This is a genomic window from Pseudomonas schmalbachii, from assembly GCF_017589465.1.
Lineage (GTDB): Bacteria > Pseudomonadota > Gammaproteobacteria > Pseudomonadales > Pseudomonadaceae > Pseudomonas > Pseudomonas schmalbachii.
In genome coordinates this window covers 182,835-198,510 of the sequence record NZ_JAELYA010000009.1, presented here as the reverse complement: position 1 = coordinate 198,510, position 15,676 = coordinate 182,835, and the positions used below count along the sequence as shown (strand labels likewise).

General features: G+C 68.6%; 13 protein-coding genes and 1 riboswitch. Of the genes, 8 read left to right on the top strand and 5 right to left on the bottom strand.

Annotation, left to right across the window (positions count from 1 at the left end; genetic code table 11):
• Nucleotides 1–26 precede the first annotated feature (26 nt).
• Genes cobN through cobF form a run of 4 tightly spaced genes read left to right on the top strand, consistent with a single transcriptional unit; the run spans nt 27 to nt 6,215 of the window.
• Nucleotides 27–3,758 carry a cobaltochelatase subunit CobN gene (cobN, locus tag JFY56_RS21310; RefSeq protein ID WP_208316144.1) on the top strand — a complete coding sequence of 1,244 codons (3,732 nt, stop codon included), beginning with the start codon at nt 27–29 and terminating at the stop codon, nt 3,756–3,758.
• A gap of 23 nt (nt 3,759–3,781) precedes the next feature.
• A complete protein-coding gene (locus JFY56_RS21305) occupies nt 3,782–4,777 on the top strand; it encodes an ATP-binding protein (RefSeq protein ID WP_208316143.1) in 996 nt (331 codons plus the stop codon).
• Nucleotides 4,759–5,463, top strand: a complete 705-nt coding sequence (locus tag JFY56_RS21300) for a vWA domain-containing protein (RefSeq protein WP_408004450.1) — start codon at nt 4,759–4,761, stop codon at nt 5,461–5,463. The genes JFY56_RS21305 and JFY56_RS21300 overlap by 19 nt, the downstream gene beginning before the upstream one ends.
• Nucleotides 5,464–5,465: 2 nt before the next feature.
• Entirely contained in the window at nt 5,466–6,215 is a 750-nt protein-coding gene (gene cobF / locus JFY56_RS21295; protein WP_208316141.1) for a precorrin-6A synthase (deacetylating), read from the top strand.
• A gap of 94 nt (nt 6,216–6,309) precedes the next feature.
• Here the strand turns inward: cobF and JFY56_RS21290 are convergent, their stop codons facing one another.
• A complete protein-coding gene (locus tag JFY56_RS21290; protein WP_208316140.1) occupies nt 6,310–6,936 on the bottom strand; it encodes a LysE family translocator in 627 nt (208 codons plus the stop codon).
• Nucleotides 6,937–7,282: 346 nt separating this feature from the next.
• Here JFY56_RS21290 and JFY56_RS21285 point away from each other — a divergent pair, with 346 nt between their 5' ends.
• The 4 genes from JFY56_RS21285 to JFY56_RS21270 all read left to right on the top strand — a co-directional run bounded on the left by JFY56_RS21285 (nt 7,283) and on the right by JFY56_RS21270 (nt 11,764).
• Nucleotides 7,283–8,248: a 2-hydroxyacid dehydrogenase gene (locus tag JFY56_RS21285; RefSeq protein WP_208316139.1), complete on the top strand. Its 966-nt coding sequence runs from the start codon at nt 7,283–7,285 to the stop codon at nt 8,246–8,248.
• Between the two features lie 69 nt (nt 8,249–8,317).
• Complete coding sequence (locus tag JFY56_RS21280; protein ID WP_208316138.1) at nt 8,318–9,316, top strand: class I SAM-dependent methyltransferase; 999 nt, start codon at nt 8,318–8,320, stop codon at nt 9,314–9,316.
• 143 nt (nt 9,317–9,459) lie between these two features.
• On the top strand, nt 9,460–10,929 hold the full coding sequence (locus JFY56_RS21275) for an amino acid permease (RefSeq protein WP_208316192.1): 1,470 nt from the start codon (nt 9,460–9,462) through the stop codon (nt 10,927–10,929).
• A gap of 43 nt (nt 10,930–10,972) precedes the next feature.
• Nucleotides 10,973–11,086: riboswitch (yybP-ykoY riboswitch) on the top strand.
• 96 nt (nt 11,087–11,182) lie between these two features.
• On the top strand, nt 11,183–11,764 hold the full coding sequence (locus tag JFY56_RS21270) for a TMEM165/GDT1 family protein (protein WP_208316137.1): 582 nt from the start codon (nt 11,183–11,185) through the stop codon (nt 11,762–11,764).
• A gap of 123 nt (nt 11,765–11,887) precedes the next feature.
• Here JFY56_RS21270 and JFY56_RS21265 read toward each other — a convergent pair whose 3' ends face one another.
• From JFY56_RS21265 to JFY56_RS21250, 4 genes are all read right to left on the bottom strand, one after another.
• On the bottom strand, nt 11,888–12,871 hold the full coding sequence (locus JFY56_RS21265; protein ID WP_208316136.1) for an NAD-dependent epimerase/dehydratase family protein: 984 nt from the start codon (nt 12,869–12,871) through the stop codon (nt 11,888–11,890).
• Between the two features lie 61 nt (nt 12,872–12,932).
• The gene (locus JFY56_RS21260) at nt 12,933–13,757 is read right to left on the bottom strand and encodes a M48 family metallopeptidase (RefSeq protein WP_208316135.1); all 825 of its coding nucleotides are present in this window, start codon (nt 13,755–13,757) and stop codon (nt 12,933–12,935) included.
• A gap of 143 nt (nt 13,758–13,900) precedes the next feature.
• Nucleotides 13,901–14,662, bottom strand: coding sequence for a tellurite resistance TerB family protein (locus tag JFY56_RS21255; protein WP_208316134.1), 762 nt, complete (start codon nt 14,660–14,662; stop codon nt 13,901–13,903).
• An 80-nt stretch (nt 14,663–14,742) separates the two neighbouring features.
• Entirely contained in the window at nt 14,743–15,444 is a 702-nt protein-coding gene (locus JFY56_RS21250) for a tellurite resistance TerB family protein (protein WP_208316133.1), read from the bottom strand.
• Nucleotides 15,445–15,676 lie beyond the last annotated feature (232 nt).

Below are 15,676 nucleotides of genomic sequence, written 5' to 3'. Positions count from 1 at the left end.
GCCGGCAGCGCCGGGAGAGGCAAGCCATGCACCTGCTGCGCCCCCAGGCCGGCGTCACCCTGCCGGCCGACAGCATCGCCGACCTCGGCCAGACCCCAGCCGAGCTGGTGATCCTCTGCACCGGCGACTCGCACCTGTCGCTGCTGGCCGAGGTGGCGCGCAGCCTCCCCGGGGACTTCCCCAGCCTGCGCCTGGCCAGCCCGGCGCAGTTGCCCAATCACGCCTCGGTGGATTTCCACGTCGAGCAGGTGCTGCGTCACGCCAAAGTCATCCTGATCTCGGTGCATGGCGGCGTCAGTTACTGGCGCTACGGCATCGAGCGCCTGGTGGAGCTGGGCCGGCAAGGCGCCACGCTGATCCTCGTCCCCGGCGACGACAGCCCCGATCCCGAACTGACCGACCTCGGCAACGTCCCGCCCGAGGACAGCCATCGCCTCTGGCAGTACCTGCGCCAGGGCGGCGCAGATAACGCCCGCCAGTTGCTCCACTGCCTGGCCAGCCGCTGGCTCGGCCGCGACTACCCGTGGAGCGAGCCACGCGCCCTGCCGCGCAGCCTGATCCACCACCCGCGCCACGCCGAGGCAACGTTGCAGCACTGGCGCGACGACTGGCAGCCCGGTCGCCCGGTGGCGGCGCTGCTGTTCTACCGGGCGCAGGTGCAGGCGGCCAACACCGGGTTCGTCGACGTGTTCTGCCAGCGCCTGCAGATGCAGGGCCTGAATCCGCTGCCGATTGCCGTGGCCAGCCTGAAGGAAGCCGGCTGCCTGGAGCAGGTCGAGGCCTGGCTGGACGAGGCCGGCGCGGCGGTGATCCTCAACACCACCGGCTTCGCCCAGTCCAACCCGGAGGCCCCACAGGCGCGGCCCTTCCGCCGTGATATTCCGGTGCTGCAGGCGCTCTGCGCGCTGGACAGCGAGCAGCAGTGGCAATCCAGCCCGCAGGGCCTGGGGCCGCGCGACCTCGCCATGCACATCGCCCTGCCCGAGCTGGACGGCCGCCTGATCACCCGGCCGATCAGCTTCAAGGGCGTGGCCGCGCGCAACGAGCGCAGCCAGAGCGACGTGGTGCGCTACCGCCCGCACCTGCCGGGCATGGACTTCGTCGCCGAACTGGCGCGGCGCTGGACCGTGCTGGCTGGCAAGACCAACGCAGACAAGCGCGTCGCCCTGATCCTCGCCAACTACCCCACCCGCGACGGGCGCATCGGCAACGGCGTCGGCCTGGATACCCCCGGCGCCGCGCTGAACATCCTGCGTGCGCTGCAGGGCCGTGGCTATCCGGTGGAGGGTCTGCCGGACAGCGGCAGCGCGCTGATCCACCAGCTTCTCGGCGGCGTGACCAACGATCTCGACAACCTGGACCTGCGACCCTGCGCCCAGAGCCTGGCGCTGGACGACTACCGGCGCTGGTTCGCCGGCCTGCCGCAAGCCAACCAGCGGGCGGTGCGCGAGCGCTGGGGCGAGCCGGAACAGGACCCGATGTACCGCGGCGGCCGGCTGATGGTGGCCGGCCTGCGCTTCGGCCTGACCTTCGTCGGCATCCAGCCGGCGCGCGGCTATCAGGTGGATGCCGCGGCGGTCTATCACGATCCGGACCTGGTCCCGCCGCACGGCTACCTGGCCTTCTACTGCTGGCTGCGCAGCGTGTTCGCCGCCGACGCGCTGATCCACGTCGGCAAGCACGGCAACCTGGAGTGGTTGCCGGGCAAGAGCGTAGGTCTCTCCGACGCCTGCTGGCCGACGGCGATCCTCGGCCCGCTGCCCAACCTCTACCCGTTCATCGTCAACGATCCGGGCGAGGGCGCGCAGGCCAAGCGGCGCACCCAGGCGGTGATCATCGACCACCTGATGCCGCCGCTGACCCGCGCCGAGAGCTACGGCCCGCTGCGTGACCTGGAACGGCTGGCCGACGAGTACTACGAGGCCAGCCAGCTCGACGCGCGCCGCGCCGTGGAGTTGCGCGGCGAAATCCAGGACAAGGTGCGCGAAGCCAGTCTCGACCGCGAGCTGGGCCTGCAACTGAACGACGATCCGGACAGCTGGCTGCCGCGCCTGGACGCCTACCTGTGCGACCTCAAGGAATCGCAGATCCGCGATGGCCTGCATGTGTTCGGCGAATCGCCCCGGGGCGCGCTGCGCCGCGACACCCTGCTGGCGCTGCTGCGTATCCCGCGGGGCGACGGCCAGGGCGGCAACGCCAGTCTGCTGCGTGCGCTGGCGGCGGACCTGGGCCTCGGCTTCGACCCGCTGGACTGCGCCATGGCCGAGCCCTGGTCCGGCCCGCGTCCGGACTGCCTGAGCAGTCAGGGCGACGAAGTCTGGCGCAGCCACGGCGACACCCGCGAGCGCCTTGAGCGCCTGGCGCTGCAACTGATCGAAGACCACGGCGAAGCCATCGGCCCGGCCAGCGCCGCCGTCCTCGCCGAGTTGCGCGAACGCATCGCCCCGCTGCTGGATGCCTGCGGCCCGGCCGAGATGGACGGCCTGCTGGCCGCCCTCGACGGACGCTTCGTCCCCGCCGGGCCCAGCGGCGCGCCCAGCCGCGGGCGCCTCGACGTGCTGCCCACCGGGCGCAACTTCTACTCGGTGGACGTGCGCAACCTGCCCACGCCCACCGCCTGGCGCATCGGCGTGCAGAGCGCCGAACGCCTGCTGGAGCGCCATCTGCAGGACGAGGGCGAACACCTGCAGCGGCTCGGCCTGTCCGTATGGGGCACCGCGACCATGCGCACCGGCGGCGACGACATCGCCCAGGCCCTCGCCCTGCTCGGCGTGCGCCCGGTGTGGCAGCCCGGCAGCCAGCGCGTCGAACGCATCGAGGTGCTGTCGCTGGACCAACTGGGCCGCCCGCGGGTGGACGTCACCCTGCGCGTCTCCGGCTTTTTCCGCGACGCCTTCGCCAACCTGATCCGCCTGTTCGACCAGGCCGTGCAGGCGGTGGCCGAACTGGACGAGCCGGAAGAGCTCAACCCGCTGTCGGCGCGGGTCTGGCAGGAGACCCTGGCTCATCAGGATCGCGGACTCGACCCGGTCGAGGCGCGGCGCCAGGCCGGCTGGCGGATCTTCGGCGCCAAGCCCGGGGCCTACGGCGCCGGCATCCAGAACGCGGTGGAGGAACGCCTCTGGCAGACCCGCGCCGATCTCGCCGAGGTCTACCTGAACTGGGGCGGCTACGCCTACGGCCAGAGCGCCGAGGGCCTGCCCGCCCGCGAGCGGTTCGCCGAGCGCCTGGAGCAGGTGCAGGCGGTGCTGCACAACCAGGACAACCGCGAGCACGACATCCTCGACTCCAACGACTACTACCAGTTCCAGGGCGGCATGCTGGCCGCCGTGGAAACCCTGCGCGGCGCCCGGGCCGCCAGCTATTTCGGCGACAGCAGCCAGCCGGACAACCCGCGCATCCGCACCCTCAAGGAGGAACTGGGCCGCGTGGTGCGCGCCCGCGCGGTGAATCCCAAGTGGATCGCCGGCATGAAGCGCCACGGCTACAAGGGCGCCTTCGAGCTGGCCGCCACGGTCGACTACCTGTTCGGCTTCGACGCCACCAGCGAGCTGGTCGACGACCACCAGTACGCCCTGCTCGCCGACGCCTATCTGCTCGACAGGGACACCCGCGACTTCATCCAGCAGCACAATCCGGGCGCGCTGCAGGACATGCTCGAACGCCTGCTGGAAGCCCAGCAGCGCGGCCTCTGGCAACAGCCCGGCGACTACCGCGCGGCGCTGGAAAACCTGCTGCTGGATGCGGAGGAAAACTGATGCTCCCTCCTTACGGAATCGACATGACCGATAGCCACTTTCCCCTGGCCGCCGTGGTCGGCGCCGACGACCTCAAGCTGGCGCTGTGCCTGGTCGCCGTCGACCCGGCCATCGGCGGCGTGCTGATCGAGGGCCCGCGCGGCATGGCCAAGTCCACCCTGGCCCGGGGTCTGGCCGAGCTGCTGCCGGACGGCCAGTTCGTCACCCTGCCGCTGGGCGCCAGCGAGGACCGCATCGTCGGCACCCTCGACCTGGACGCCGCCCTCGGCGAAGGCCGCGCCCGCTTCAGCCCCGGCCTGCTGGCCCGCGCCGACGGCGGCGTGCTCTACGTCGACGAGGTCAACCTGCTGCCGGACCATCTCGTGGACCTGCTGCTGGACGCCGCCGCCAGCGGCCTCAACCATGTCGAGCGCGACGGCATCTCGCACAGCCACCGCGCGCGCTTCGTGCTGATCGGCACCATGAACGGCGAGGAAGGCGAGTTGCGCCCGCAACTGCTCGACCGCTTCGGCCTGCACCTGGCGCTGGACGGCCAGCCCGAACCGGCCCGGCGCATGGAGATCGTCCGCCGCCGCCTGGCCTTCGACGCCGATCCACAGGCCTTCGCCGCCACCTGGCGCGACGCCCAGGACGAACTGCGCCAGCGCTGCGCCAACGCCCGCGGGCGTCTGGCCGGCATTCCGCTGGATGAAGCCACGCTGATGCGCATCGCCGAGCGCTGCTTCGCCGCCGCCGTGGACGGCCTGCGCGCCGACCTGGTTTGGCTGCGCGCCGCCCGCGCCCATGCTGCATGGCGCGGCGCCGGGCAGATAGAGGAAGCGGATATCGACGCGGTGGCCGACTTCGTTCTGCGCCATCGACGTCGCCACGCGCCGCCGCCCTCTGCGCAGCAACCGCAGCCGCAGGATTCCGCGCAGGCGCGCGACGATTCCGCCGACGGCCAGTGGGGCGCCCTGCCGCCCCAGCCGCAGGCCATGGGCGAACGCCGCGAACCGCCGCGCTGGTCAAAAAAGCCCTGAGCATCCGCCCGCGCCCAGCCACGGATGCCGCACCCTCACCGGGCAAACTGGCCGGCGGCCGCAGCGGCGCCCGGCGCGCCGGTGACGCGGGCGCGGTGGACTGGCCGGCCAGCCTGCGCCAGGGCCGCCCGCGCAAGCGGCAGGACCTGCTGCACCGCCCGCGCAGTGCCCGCGCCGCGGAACTCTGGCTGGTCGTGGTGGATGCCTCGGCCTCCACCCGCCGTGGCGGCGCCCTGAGCCGGGCCAAGGGACTGCTGGCGGAGGTGTTCGCCCAGGCCTATCGCCAGCGCGCGCGCCTGGCCGTGCTCGAAGCAGGCGGCGCCCAACCGCGCTGGCTGTGGCAGGGGCACAAGGCCGGCGCTGCCCTGCAGCAATGGCTGGAAAACCTCGGCGCCGGCGGCGGCACTCCGCTGCTGGAAGCCCTGCAACAAGCGGCTGACTGGCAGCAACGTCGCCAGCGCCTGAAACCCGACGAGAGCCAGCGCCTGCTGATCCTCACCGACGGCCGCCTGCGCGACTGGCCGCCGCAGGCGCCGCTGCCCTGTCCGGCCGTGCTGGTGGACATCGAATCCACCGCCGTGCGCCTCGGCCGTGCGCGCCAACTGGCCGCCGAGCTGGGCGCCGACTACCGCCATATCGACTCGCTGGCGCCCAGCGCCCGCCCCGTCCCAAGCCCCTGGAGCTGACCATGAAAGAACTGCTGCTGATCGGCATCGGCGCCGGCGACCCCGACTACATCACCCAGCAGGCGATCAAGGCCCTGCGCCGCGCCGACGTGATCTTCCTGATGGACAAGGGCCCGGCCAAGCACAAGCTCAACGCCCTGCGCCGGGAAATCTGCGCGCGTTTCCTCGACGGCCACACGCCGCGTTTCGCCGAAGGCGCGCAGCCGGAACGCGACCGCGAGGCCGCCGACTACCGCGCTGCCGTCGATGAGCTGAACCGCGACAAGCAGGCGGTATTCGAGCGGCTCATCGATGGACAGATGGCCGACGGCGAAGTCGCCGCCTTCATGGTCTGGGGCGACCCGTCGCTGTACGACAGCAGCATCCGCATCATCGAGTCCATCGCCAGCGCCCGCGGCGACCTGAGCTACGAGGTGATCCCCGGCATCACCAGCCTGCAGGCCCTCACCGCGCGCCACCGCGTGCCGCTCAACAGCATCGGCCGCGCCGTGGAAATCACCACCGGCCGCCTGCTCGCCGAAGGCTGGCCACAGGGCGTGGACAGCGTCGCGGTGATGCTCGACGCAAAGGACACCTACCGCCGCTTCGTCGGCCAGGGCCTGCATATCTATTGGGGGGCTTATGTCGGGACGGCCGACGAGATCCTCATCGCCGGGCCGCTGGACGAGGTAGCCGAACACATCGCCACAACCCGCGCGGATGCCCGGGAGCGCAATGGCTGGATCATGGATAGTTATCTGCTGAGGAAGTGAGACGTAGGTTGGCGCTGAGCGCAGCGAAGCCCAACATCCGCCGGCCATGGCATCGTTGGGCTTCGCAGGCTCAGCACCAACCTACGAAAGGCAATCAGCGCAACTCGGTAAACGCCAGCTTCACACCCAGCGCCACCAGCACGCCGCCCATCAGCCGGTCGAACCAGTGCCCCATGCGGGCGAAGCCGGCGCGGACGCGCTGCTGGCTGAACAGCATGGCCACCAGGGCGAACCAGGCCGCCGTGGCGCAGGCGAGGTAGACGCCGTAGCCGGCCTGCACCGCCAGCGGCGTGTGCGGGTTGATCACCACGGTGAACAGCGAGAGGAAGAACAGCGTGGCCTTGGGGTTCAGACCGTTGGTGACGAAGCCGCTGACGAACGCCCCGCGCGCCGAGCGCTCCTGCTCCACGTAGACCTGTTCCTCGCCGCCCGCCACCGGACGCGCGCGCAGGGCCTTGATGCCGATGTAGAACAGATAGGCCGCGGCCGCCCACTTGAGCGCGTTGAACAGGGTGATCGACTGGGAAACGATCAGGCCGATGCCGAGCAGCGAATAGGCGACATGGATGAAGATGCCACAGCCCACGCCCAGCGCCGTCCAGGAGCCGGCACGACGGCCGTGGGCCACGCTCTCGCGCACCACCACGGCGAAATCCGGCCCCGGGCTCGCCACCGCCAGCAGGTGGATCAGCGCCACCGTCAGGAATTCCGTCCAGTACATGCAACCTCCGCAGCATTGGATAATGGTAGGGTCTGTTGACGTTTCGTTCCGAACCGCGTTGCTGCGACAAATCGCGCCAGGCTAGGCGCGGGACGCAGGGAATGGTATTCCCTTGCCAAGTCCCGCAACGACGCATGGCGCGATTTGCCGCGCAACCCGAAGGGACGGGCCTGTTTTTGCGCGGTGCCGCGTTGCTCGTCGTTCATTTGGAATGACCAAACCACGCTCCTCGCGCCTTGCCCCGCGCAAAAACAGGCTCCGTCGCGGTCGGAACGAAACGTCAACAGACCCTACAGGCTGCCAACCTTACGCCTGTCCCCACCCTCCGCAACAGGTACAGCTAGACATGAACAGCCCGCGCGCCGTGTTCCTCGACCACGCTTCCCTCGACCTCGGCGACCTCGACATGCAGCCGTTGCGCGAAGCCTTCGGCGAGCTGGTGCTGCATGACCAGAGCCTGCCCGGCGAAGTGGCCGAACGCCTGCGTGGGGCGACCGTGGCGATCGCCAACAAGGCGCAGATCGACGCCGACGCCATTCGCCAGAACCCACAGCTGAAGCTGATCCTGGTAACCGCCACCGGCACCAACAACATCGACCTCGCCGCCGCCAGCGCCAACGGCATCGTGGTCAGCAACTGCCAGGGCTACGGCACGCCGTCGGTGGCCCAGCACACCCTGATGCTGCTGCTCAACCTGGCGACCCGTCAGGCCGATTACCGCGACGCCGTGCGCGCCGGCCGTTGGCAGCAGTCCACGCAGTTCTGCCTGCTGGACTTCCCCATCGTCGAACTGGAAGGCAAGACCCTCGGCCTGCTCGGCCACGGCGAACTGGGCGGCGCGGTGGCCAGGCTGGCGGAAGCCTTCGGCATGCGCGTGCTGCTCGGCGCCCTGCCCGGCCGGCCGCCGCGCGCCGACCGTCTGCCGCTGGACGAACTGCTGCCGCAGGTGGATGCGCTGACCCTGCACTGCCCGCTGACCGAAGCCACGCGCAACCTGATCGGCCAGCGCGAACTGGACCTGATGAAGCCCGGCGCCTTCCTCATCAACACCGCCCGCGGAGGCCTGGTCGACGAGCAGGCGCTGGCCGACACCCTGCGCCGCGGCCATCTCGGCGGCGCCGCCTGCGACGTGCTCAGCGTCGAGCCACCGAAGAACGGCAACCCGCTGCTGGCGCCGGACATCCCGCGCCTGATCGTCACCCCGCACAATGCCTGGGGCAGTCGCGAGTCGCGGCAGCGTATGGTCGGCCAGGTGAGCGAGAACGCCGCCGCCTTCTTCGCCGGCAAGCCGATGCGGGTGGTCAATCCCTAGGGCCAGCGGGCGGGCAACTCCGGCGCAAGCCTGCTAAGATTCCGCCCTTTTTTCGAGGAGGCCGCCGCCATGGAACCCACCAGTGAAGTCCTGCTACGCCAGGCCGAACGTTTCCAGGGCAAGGTGCTGCTGGCCGGTTTGCCGGCCGACGGCCTGCTCGGCGAACTGCCGCAGGCGCTGGGCTGGAGCTGGCATGCCGGCGAACAGAAGCAGCTCGATGCGCGCTATCCGGGCCGCTGCGCTTTCGGCGTGACGCCGCCTGAAGGCGACTTCGAAGCCGCCGTGCTGTTCCTGCCGAAGTCCCGCGAACTCACCGACTACCTGCTTGCCGCCCTCGCCAGCCGCGTGCCGAACGGCGAGCTCTATCTGGTCGGCGAAAAGCGCGCCGGCGTCGAACGCGCCAGCAAGCAACTGGCCGCATTCGGCCGCACCGGCAAACTCGACAGCGCCCGCCACTGCCAGCTCTGGCACACCCGCATCGGCGAGGCGCCCGCCGCGCCGGACCTGCATGCCCTGGCGCAACGCTACGAACTGCCGCTGGCGGACGGCCCGCTGCAGGTCGTCACCCTGCCCGGCGTGTTCAGCCACGGCCGCCTCGACCGCGGCAGTGCCCTGCTTCTCGAACAGCTCGACAATCTGCCGACTGGCCACGTGCTGGACTTCGGCTGCGGCGCCGGGGTGATCGGCGCCACGCTCAAGCGCCGCTACCCAGCCAGCCGCCTGACGCTGCTGGACGTGGACGCCTTCGCCATCGAGAGCAGCCGCCTGACCCTCGCCGCCAACGGTCTGGAAGGCGACGTGATCGCCGGCGACGGCATCGACGCGGCGCCCCGCGACCTGGCCGCCATCGTCAGCAACCCGCCGTTCCACCAGGGCGTGCACACCAGCTACCAGGCCACCGAGCAACTGCTGCGCGAAGCCGCGCGGCACCTGCATGCCGGCGGCGAACTGCGGCTGGTGGCGAACAGCTTCCTCAAATATCCGCCGCTGATCGAGCAGCACCTCGGCGCCTGCCGCACGCTCGCCGAAGCGGATGGATTCCGCATCTACAGCGCCTCGCGCCGCTGACGCCCACAACAACGACAACGACTCGCATTCGCTCCGGCAGCACTACACTCCATCTAGCCCATGGACCGGTGCACCCACGTGCGCCCTGCGAGTCGAGGTTTGTCGTGAAAAGCAACGTAAAAGAAGCCGAACTGACTTTCGCAATGTCGCCGGAAAAGACTCCCCCGCACCTCAAGCGCTCGCTCAAGACTCGCCACCTGAACATGATCGCCATCGGCGGTTCCATCGGCACCGGCCTGTTCGTGGCCTCCGGCAGCACCATCGCCACCGCCGGCCCCGGCGGCGCGCTGGTGGCCTATGCGCTGATCGGCATGATGGTGTTCTTCCTCATGAGCAGCCTCGGCGAACTGGCCGCGCACATCCCGGATTCCGGCTCGTTCTGCACCTACGGCAGCCGTTTCATCGACGAGGGCTTCGGCTTCGCCATGGGCTGGAACTACTGGTACAACTGGGCGGTGACCATCGCCGCGGAACTGGTGGCGGCGCAGCTGGTGATGAGCTTCTGGTTCCCCGACGTGCCGGGCCTCTACTGGAGCGCGATCTTCCTCGGCATCATGTTCATGCTGAACTTCTTCTCGGTGAAGGGCTTCGGCGAGAGCGAATTCTGGTTTGCGCTGATCAAGGTGATCGCCGTGGTGGTGTTCATCGGCATCGGCCTGGCCAGCATCGTCGGCATCATGCATGGCATCGAATCGCCCGGCTTCAGCAACTTCACCACCGGCGACGCACCCTTCGTCGGCGGCCTGCAGGCGATGATCGGGGTGGCGATGATCGCCGGCTTCTCCTTCCAGGGCACCGAGCTGATCGGCATCGCCGCCGGCGAATCGGAAAACCCGCGCAAGTCCATCCCGATCGCCATCCGCCAGGTGTTCTGGCGCATCCTGATGTTCTACGTCCTGTCGATCTTCGTGATCGGCATGCTGATCCCCTATACCGATCCGAACCTGCTGAAGAGCGGCACCGACGACATCAGTACCTCGCCCTTCACCCTGCTGTTCGAACGCGCCGGCCTCGCCGCCGCGGCGGGAGTGATGAATGCGGTGATCCTTTCCGCCATCCTCTCCGCCGGCAACTCCGGTATGTACGCCTCGACCCGCATGCTCTACACCATGGCCACCCAGGGCAAGGCGCCGAAGTTGTTCACCTACCTGTCGAAGAGCGGTGTGCCGCGCTATGCGCTGTACGCCACCACGCTGATCGGCGCGTTGTGCTTCCTCAGCAGCTTCGTCGGTGACAAGGTCATCTACACCTGGCTGCTCAACACCTCGGGCATGTGCGGCTTCATCGTCTGGCTGGGCATCGCCATCTCCCACTACCGTTTCCGCAAGGGCTACGTGATCCAGGGCGGCAACCTCGACGACCTGCCCTATCGCGCCAAGCTGTTCCCGTTCGGTCCGATCTTCGCCTTCACCCTGTGCCTGATCATCACCCTCGGGCAGAACTACCAGGCCTTCATCGGCGGCAGCGAAGGCATCAACTGGGCCGGCCTGGCCGCGACCTACATCAGCCTGCCGCTGTTCCTCATCATCTGGTGGAGCTATCGACTGAAGAACGGCACGCGTTTCGTTCCGTACGAAGAGATGAACGTGCGCTCCGCTCGGGAAGACGAGTGACATCGCTAGAAGCTTGCCGGGGGCGGCGTACTTGGGCAAAATGCCCGCCGTCCTAGGGGAGTAGTCTCCCGCGAGCACCCAGCTCGCCCGGTACGCGTCAACACACTTGGTCCGCAGACCATGGCGCGTACGACCCAAAGCCCGCGCAGTTGGGTTCCGGGTTTGACAAGACCTATGACACGTATGACCTGACCCGGGGTGGGCAGGTATGCGTGTCATTGGTGATTAGTCGACCCGCCCCTTAGGAAGTCTGATGGAATCCCTCTTCGTACCAACCCTGATCGTTGCCCTGGCCGAAATCGGCGACAAGACGCAACTGCTCGCGCTCGTCCTCGCCGCGCGTTTCCGCAAGCCCTGGCCGATCATCGCCGGCATAATCGCCGCCACCCTGGCCAACCACTTCGCCGCCGGCGCGGTGGGCAACTGGGTCGCCAGCTTCTTCTCGGAAACCCTGCTGAGCTGGGTGCTGGCCGCCTCCTTCATCGCCGTGGCCGCCTGGACCCTGGTGCCGGACAAGCTGGACGACGACGAGGAGAGCGGACTGAAGAAGTACGGGCCGTTCCTCACTACCCTGATCGCCTTCTTCCTCGCCGAGATGGGCGACAAGACCCAGGTCGCCACGGTGATGCTGGCCGCGCAGTATCCGCACTTCTGGCTGGTGGTGATCGGCACCACCCTCGGCATGCTGATCGCCAACGTGCCGGTGGTGCTGGCCGGCAACTTCGCCGCCGACCGCCTGCCGCTGAACATGATCCGCCGCCTGGCCGCAGCCGCCTTCGCCGTGCTTGGCGTGGCGGCGGCGTGGCATGCGTTGAAGGTGGGCGGGGTAATCTGAGAATCGCCACGCGGCAATTGGCCATGCAGGTTGGTGCTGAGCGCAGCGAAGCCCAACGGTGCGGCGCCCGGCCATCGTTGGGCTTCGTGCCTCAGCCCAACCTACGAAGCCCAACGAGCCGAGTCAGAGGTAGCCATTCTCCCGGAACCAGGCGATGGCCCGTTCCAGGGTCGATTCCAGCGGCACGCGCGACTGGAAGTCCAGTTCCTCGCGGGCCTTGCGGCCGTCGAGGAATTGCCCGCCGGCCATCACTTCGATGGCGGTTTCGTCCAGCAGCGGCAGCTTGCCGGTCAGCCGGTAGCGCCAGCGGCCGAGGGTCGCCAGGGCGCGGGCGCGGTGCAGTTGCATGGGCAATGGCGCCGGCTTGCCAAGCATGCGGGCGATGGTGGCGGTCAGCTCGGCCATCTCGACGTTGTGTCCGGTGAGCAGGTAGCGCTCACCCACCCGGCCGTGTTCCAGCGCCAGCAGCAGGCCGCGACCGGCTTCGCCGGCGTCGATGACGTTGCGTCGTCCCGGCACGTAGTGGGACATCTCGCCCCGGCCGATGGAGGTGATCAGGCGTCCGGTGGTGGGGCCGATGTCGAACTCGCCCAGCACCATCCCCGGAATCCCGATAACCACCGGCAGGCCGCCCCTGGCCTGCTCGCGGGCCTGTTCGTCCAGCGCCCATTTGCACATCACATAGGCGCTCTTGCCGGTGGGCAGGCCGTCGTAGAACAGCCCCTCGTGTCCCGGCAGTCCCTGGGGATGGGGCGGCATGGCGAAGGCCGAGCCGACGTAGACGATGCGCGGCACGCGCACCTGCTGGCAGGCGGCGTAGAAGTGGTTGGTCAGGTCCAGCGCGCTGGCGACTTCCTCCTGCCAGCGGCGCGGCCGCAGCGGATAGTAGCCGGCGCTGAAGATGACGCCGTCGAGGCCGTCGAGCGCGCGCACGAGGCCCTGGTGATCGAACAGTTCGGCGACCCGGCATTCCGGTTCGAGGTAGGACAGGCGCTGGATCTGCGATGACGGACGATGAATGAGTACCAGTTGGTGCCCGGCTGCCTTGATGGCGCGGGCAACGTGATGACCTAGGAGCCCGGTGGCTCCGAGTACTGCAAGTTTCACAGGCGCTCCCTGTAGTTACCGGCCCGTTTCCGGGCCGGTTCAGGCTAATAGGGAAATGCGATCAGTGACGGCCCTTGGCCTGTTCATACAGCGGCATGACTTTCGGAATGGCAGCCTGAAGGTTGGCCATCCGGGTGCTGTCCGCCGGGTGGGTGCTGAGGAGTTCCGGCGGCGCGCTGCCACCGGCGGCCTGGCCCATCTTCTGCCACAGGGTGAGCGCGGCGTTCGGGTTGTAACCGGCGCGCGCCGCCAGCTCCAGGCCGATGAGGTCGGCCTCGGTCTCGTTCGAGCGGCTGTTCGGCAGGGTCAGGCTGTACTGCACCACCTGGTCGGCGATCTGCATGCTGGTCTGGCCGAGGCCGAGCAGCGCACCACCGAGGTTTTCGCCCATCTGGATCGCATAGGCGCGGGACATCGCCTCGCGGCCGTGCTCACGCAGGGCGTGGGCGATCTCGTGGCCCATCACCGCGGCGATCTCGTCGTCGGTGAGCTTCAGCTTGTCGATCAGGCCGGTGTAGAAAATGATCTTGCCACCCGGGCCGCAGTTGGCGTTGAGCTCGTCGCTCTTCACCACGTTGACCTGCCAGTCCCAGCCCGGCGCATCCTGGCGGAAGGAGCCGGTCTCGGGGATCAGGCGCTGGGCGATGGCCTTGACGCGCTTGGCGTCGCTGCTGCTGCTATCCAGTGCACCCGCAGCGGACGCTTCGCTGAGGGTCTTCTGGTAGGACTGGGAATACATCTGGTCGACCTGATCGGCCGACAGCATGCTGAACATGTACTGCTTGCGTTCGACACCGACGGCGCCGCCGCTGGTGGTATTGACCGCCTGGCAACCGGCCAGCAGCAGGGCCATGGACAGACCGGCGATACGGAAAAACGGGAACATACGACTCTCCTGGCGCGAAGCACTCTCCCTTGCGATATCGCGCATGGTAGGCCGCGCCCCGCGTTACCGGCAACCATGCTGCGGTAGCAGGGTGTGTCGCCGGCCCGGATTGCGTCGCCCGGGCCATGCGCTGCCGCGTACGTTCAGGAACCGCGGCCGCCGCGGACCTGCTGTTCCAGGTGCGCCTGCAGATCGGGGTCGATCTGCAACTGATAGGCCAGTTCGTCCAGATAGGTGCGCTCGGCCGGCTGCTGATCGTCCACCAGCATCACGCTGGCCAGGTACATCTCCGCGGCCATGCCAGGGTCCCGGGCGGATTGCGCGACATCGGCGGCATCCAGCGGACGCTGCACTTCCTGATCGAGCCATTCCTGCAACTCGGGGTCGCCGGCATGTCGGGAAATTTCCGCGTAGATCATCTGCTTTTCCTGCTCGTCGATTCGGCCATCGGCCTTCGCCGCAGCGATCAGCGCGCGCAGGATCGCATTGCTGTGATCCTCGACTTCCGCTCCCGAGAGTTGATTGACGGTGCGCAACGCCTGGGTCGGCGCCGAAGCCTGGCGCTGTTGCCAGCTCTGGTAGGCCTGGAAGGCCATCATGCCGAGGGACGCCAGGGCCGCGTAGTTCATGCCGCCGCCACGACTCTGGCCGCCCATGCCACCACCACCGCCGCCACCGAGCATGCTGCCGAGGATGCTTCCCAGGCCGCCGCCCATTCCTCCACCGCCCATGCCGCTGGCGGCACCGCCGCCACCGCCGCCGAGCAGACCGCCGAGCAGGTCGCCAAGACCGCCCATGCCGCCGCCCATGCCACCCTGCTGGGCCCCGTAGCTACTGCCGCCCTGCTGCATCATCGACCCCATGCCGGCCTGCAACAGGTCCTCAAGCAAATTGCTGCTGTTCATGGCATCGCCCTCGCTGTGTCGACCGTGCCAGTCAGGCAACGATAGCCCCGGAGAGGGATTCCGCCATTACCGTCCGGCTGTTAGGCCGGCAACTGCTGCAAGGCCGTTTTCGCCTGGCTTTCCAGTTCGGCCTTGAGACCGGCGTCGAGGCTCAGCTGACGGGACAGTTCGTTGAGATAGGCGCGCTCCATGAAATTTTCCTCGTCGACCATCAGCAGGCTGGCCAGGTACATCTCGGCGGCCATTTCCTCGCTCTGTGCGGCGCGCGCGACTTCCGCCGGATCGAGCGGCTTGGCGAGTTCGCGGTCCAGCCAGCCCTGCAGTTCGATGTCGCTGGTGAGCTTGGCGATCTCGCCGTCGATCAGTTGCCGTTCGCGATCGTCGATATGCCCGTCGGCCTTGGCCGCCGCGACGATGGCGCGGAGGATCCCATGGCTGTGCTGCTCGACCTGCGCCGGCGGCAGGCGATCCACGGTCTGCGGCTCGCCGCGCGGCGCGCTGGCCTGCTGGCGCTGCCAGTTGCCGTAGGCCTTGTAGGCGAGCACGCCGAGTGCGGCGAGACCACCGTAGGTCAGCACCTGGCCGCCGACCTTGCGGCCTTTCTTGCTGCCCAGCAGCAGCCCCAGCGCCCCGGCGGCCAGCGCGCCGCCCCCGGCGCCGGAAAGCAGGCTGCCGAGCTGACTGCTGACGCCGCCCTGCTGCCCGCTCTGGGCGGGGGCCTTGTTCTGCAGCAGGTCCTGGCCGGATTTGAGCAACTGATCGAGCAGACCGCGGGTGTTCATGGCGTTCTCCGTTATCGGGGGAAATTCGAGATTTCGACTCTAGACCGGAGAGGAGAGATGAGGTGATTGAGTGTGCTTCGGGATATTGCGGGGTGGTTCGGCGTGGCACTGATCTGTAGGAGCCAGCTTGCTGGCGATCCAGTGTATCCATCCCACACCCTGCCAGCCGGTGAGTACGGTTGATCGCCAGCAAGCTGGCTCCTACAGAGGATGGCGCTGCCGGAGCATTCGC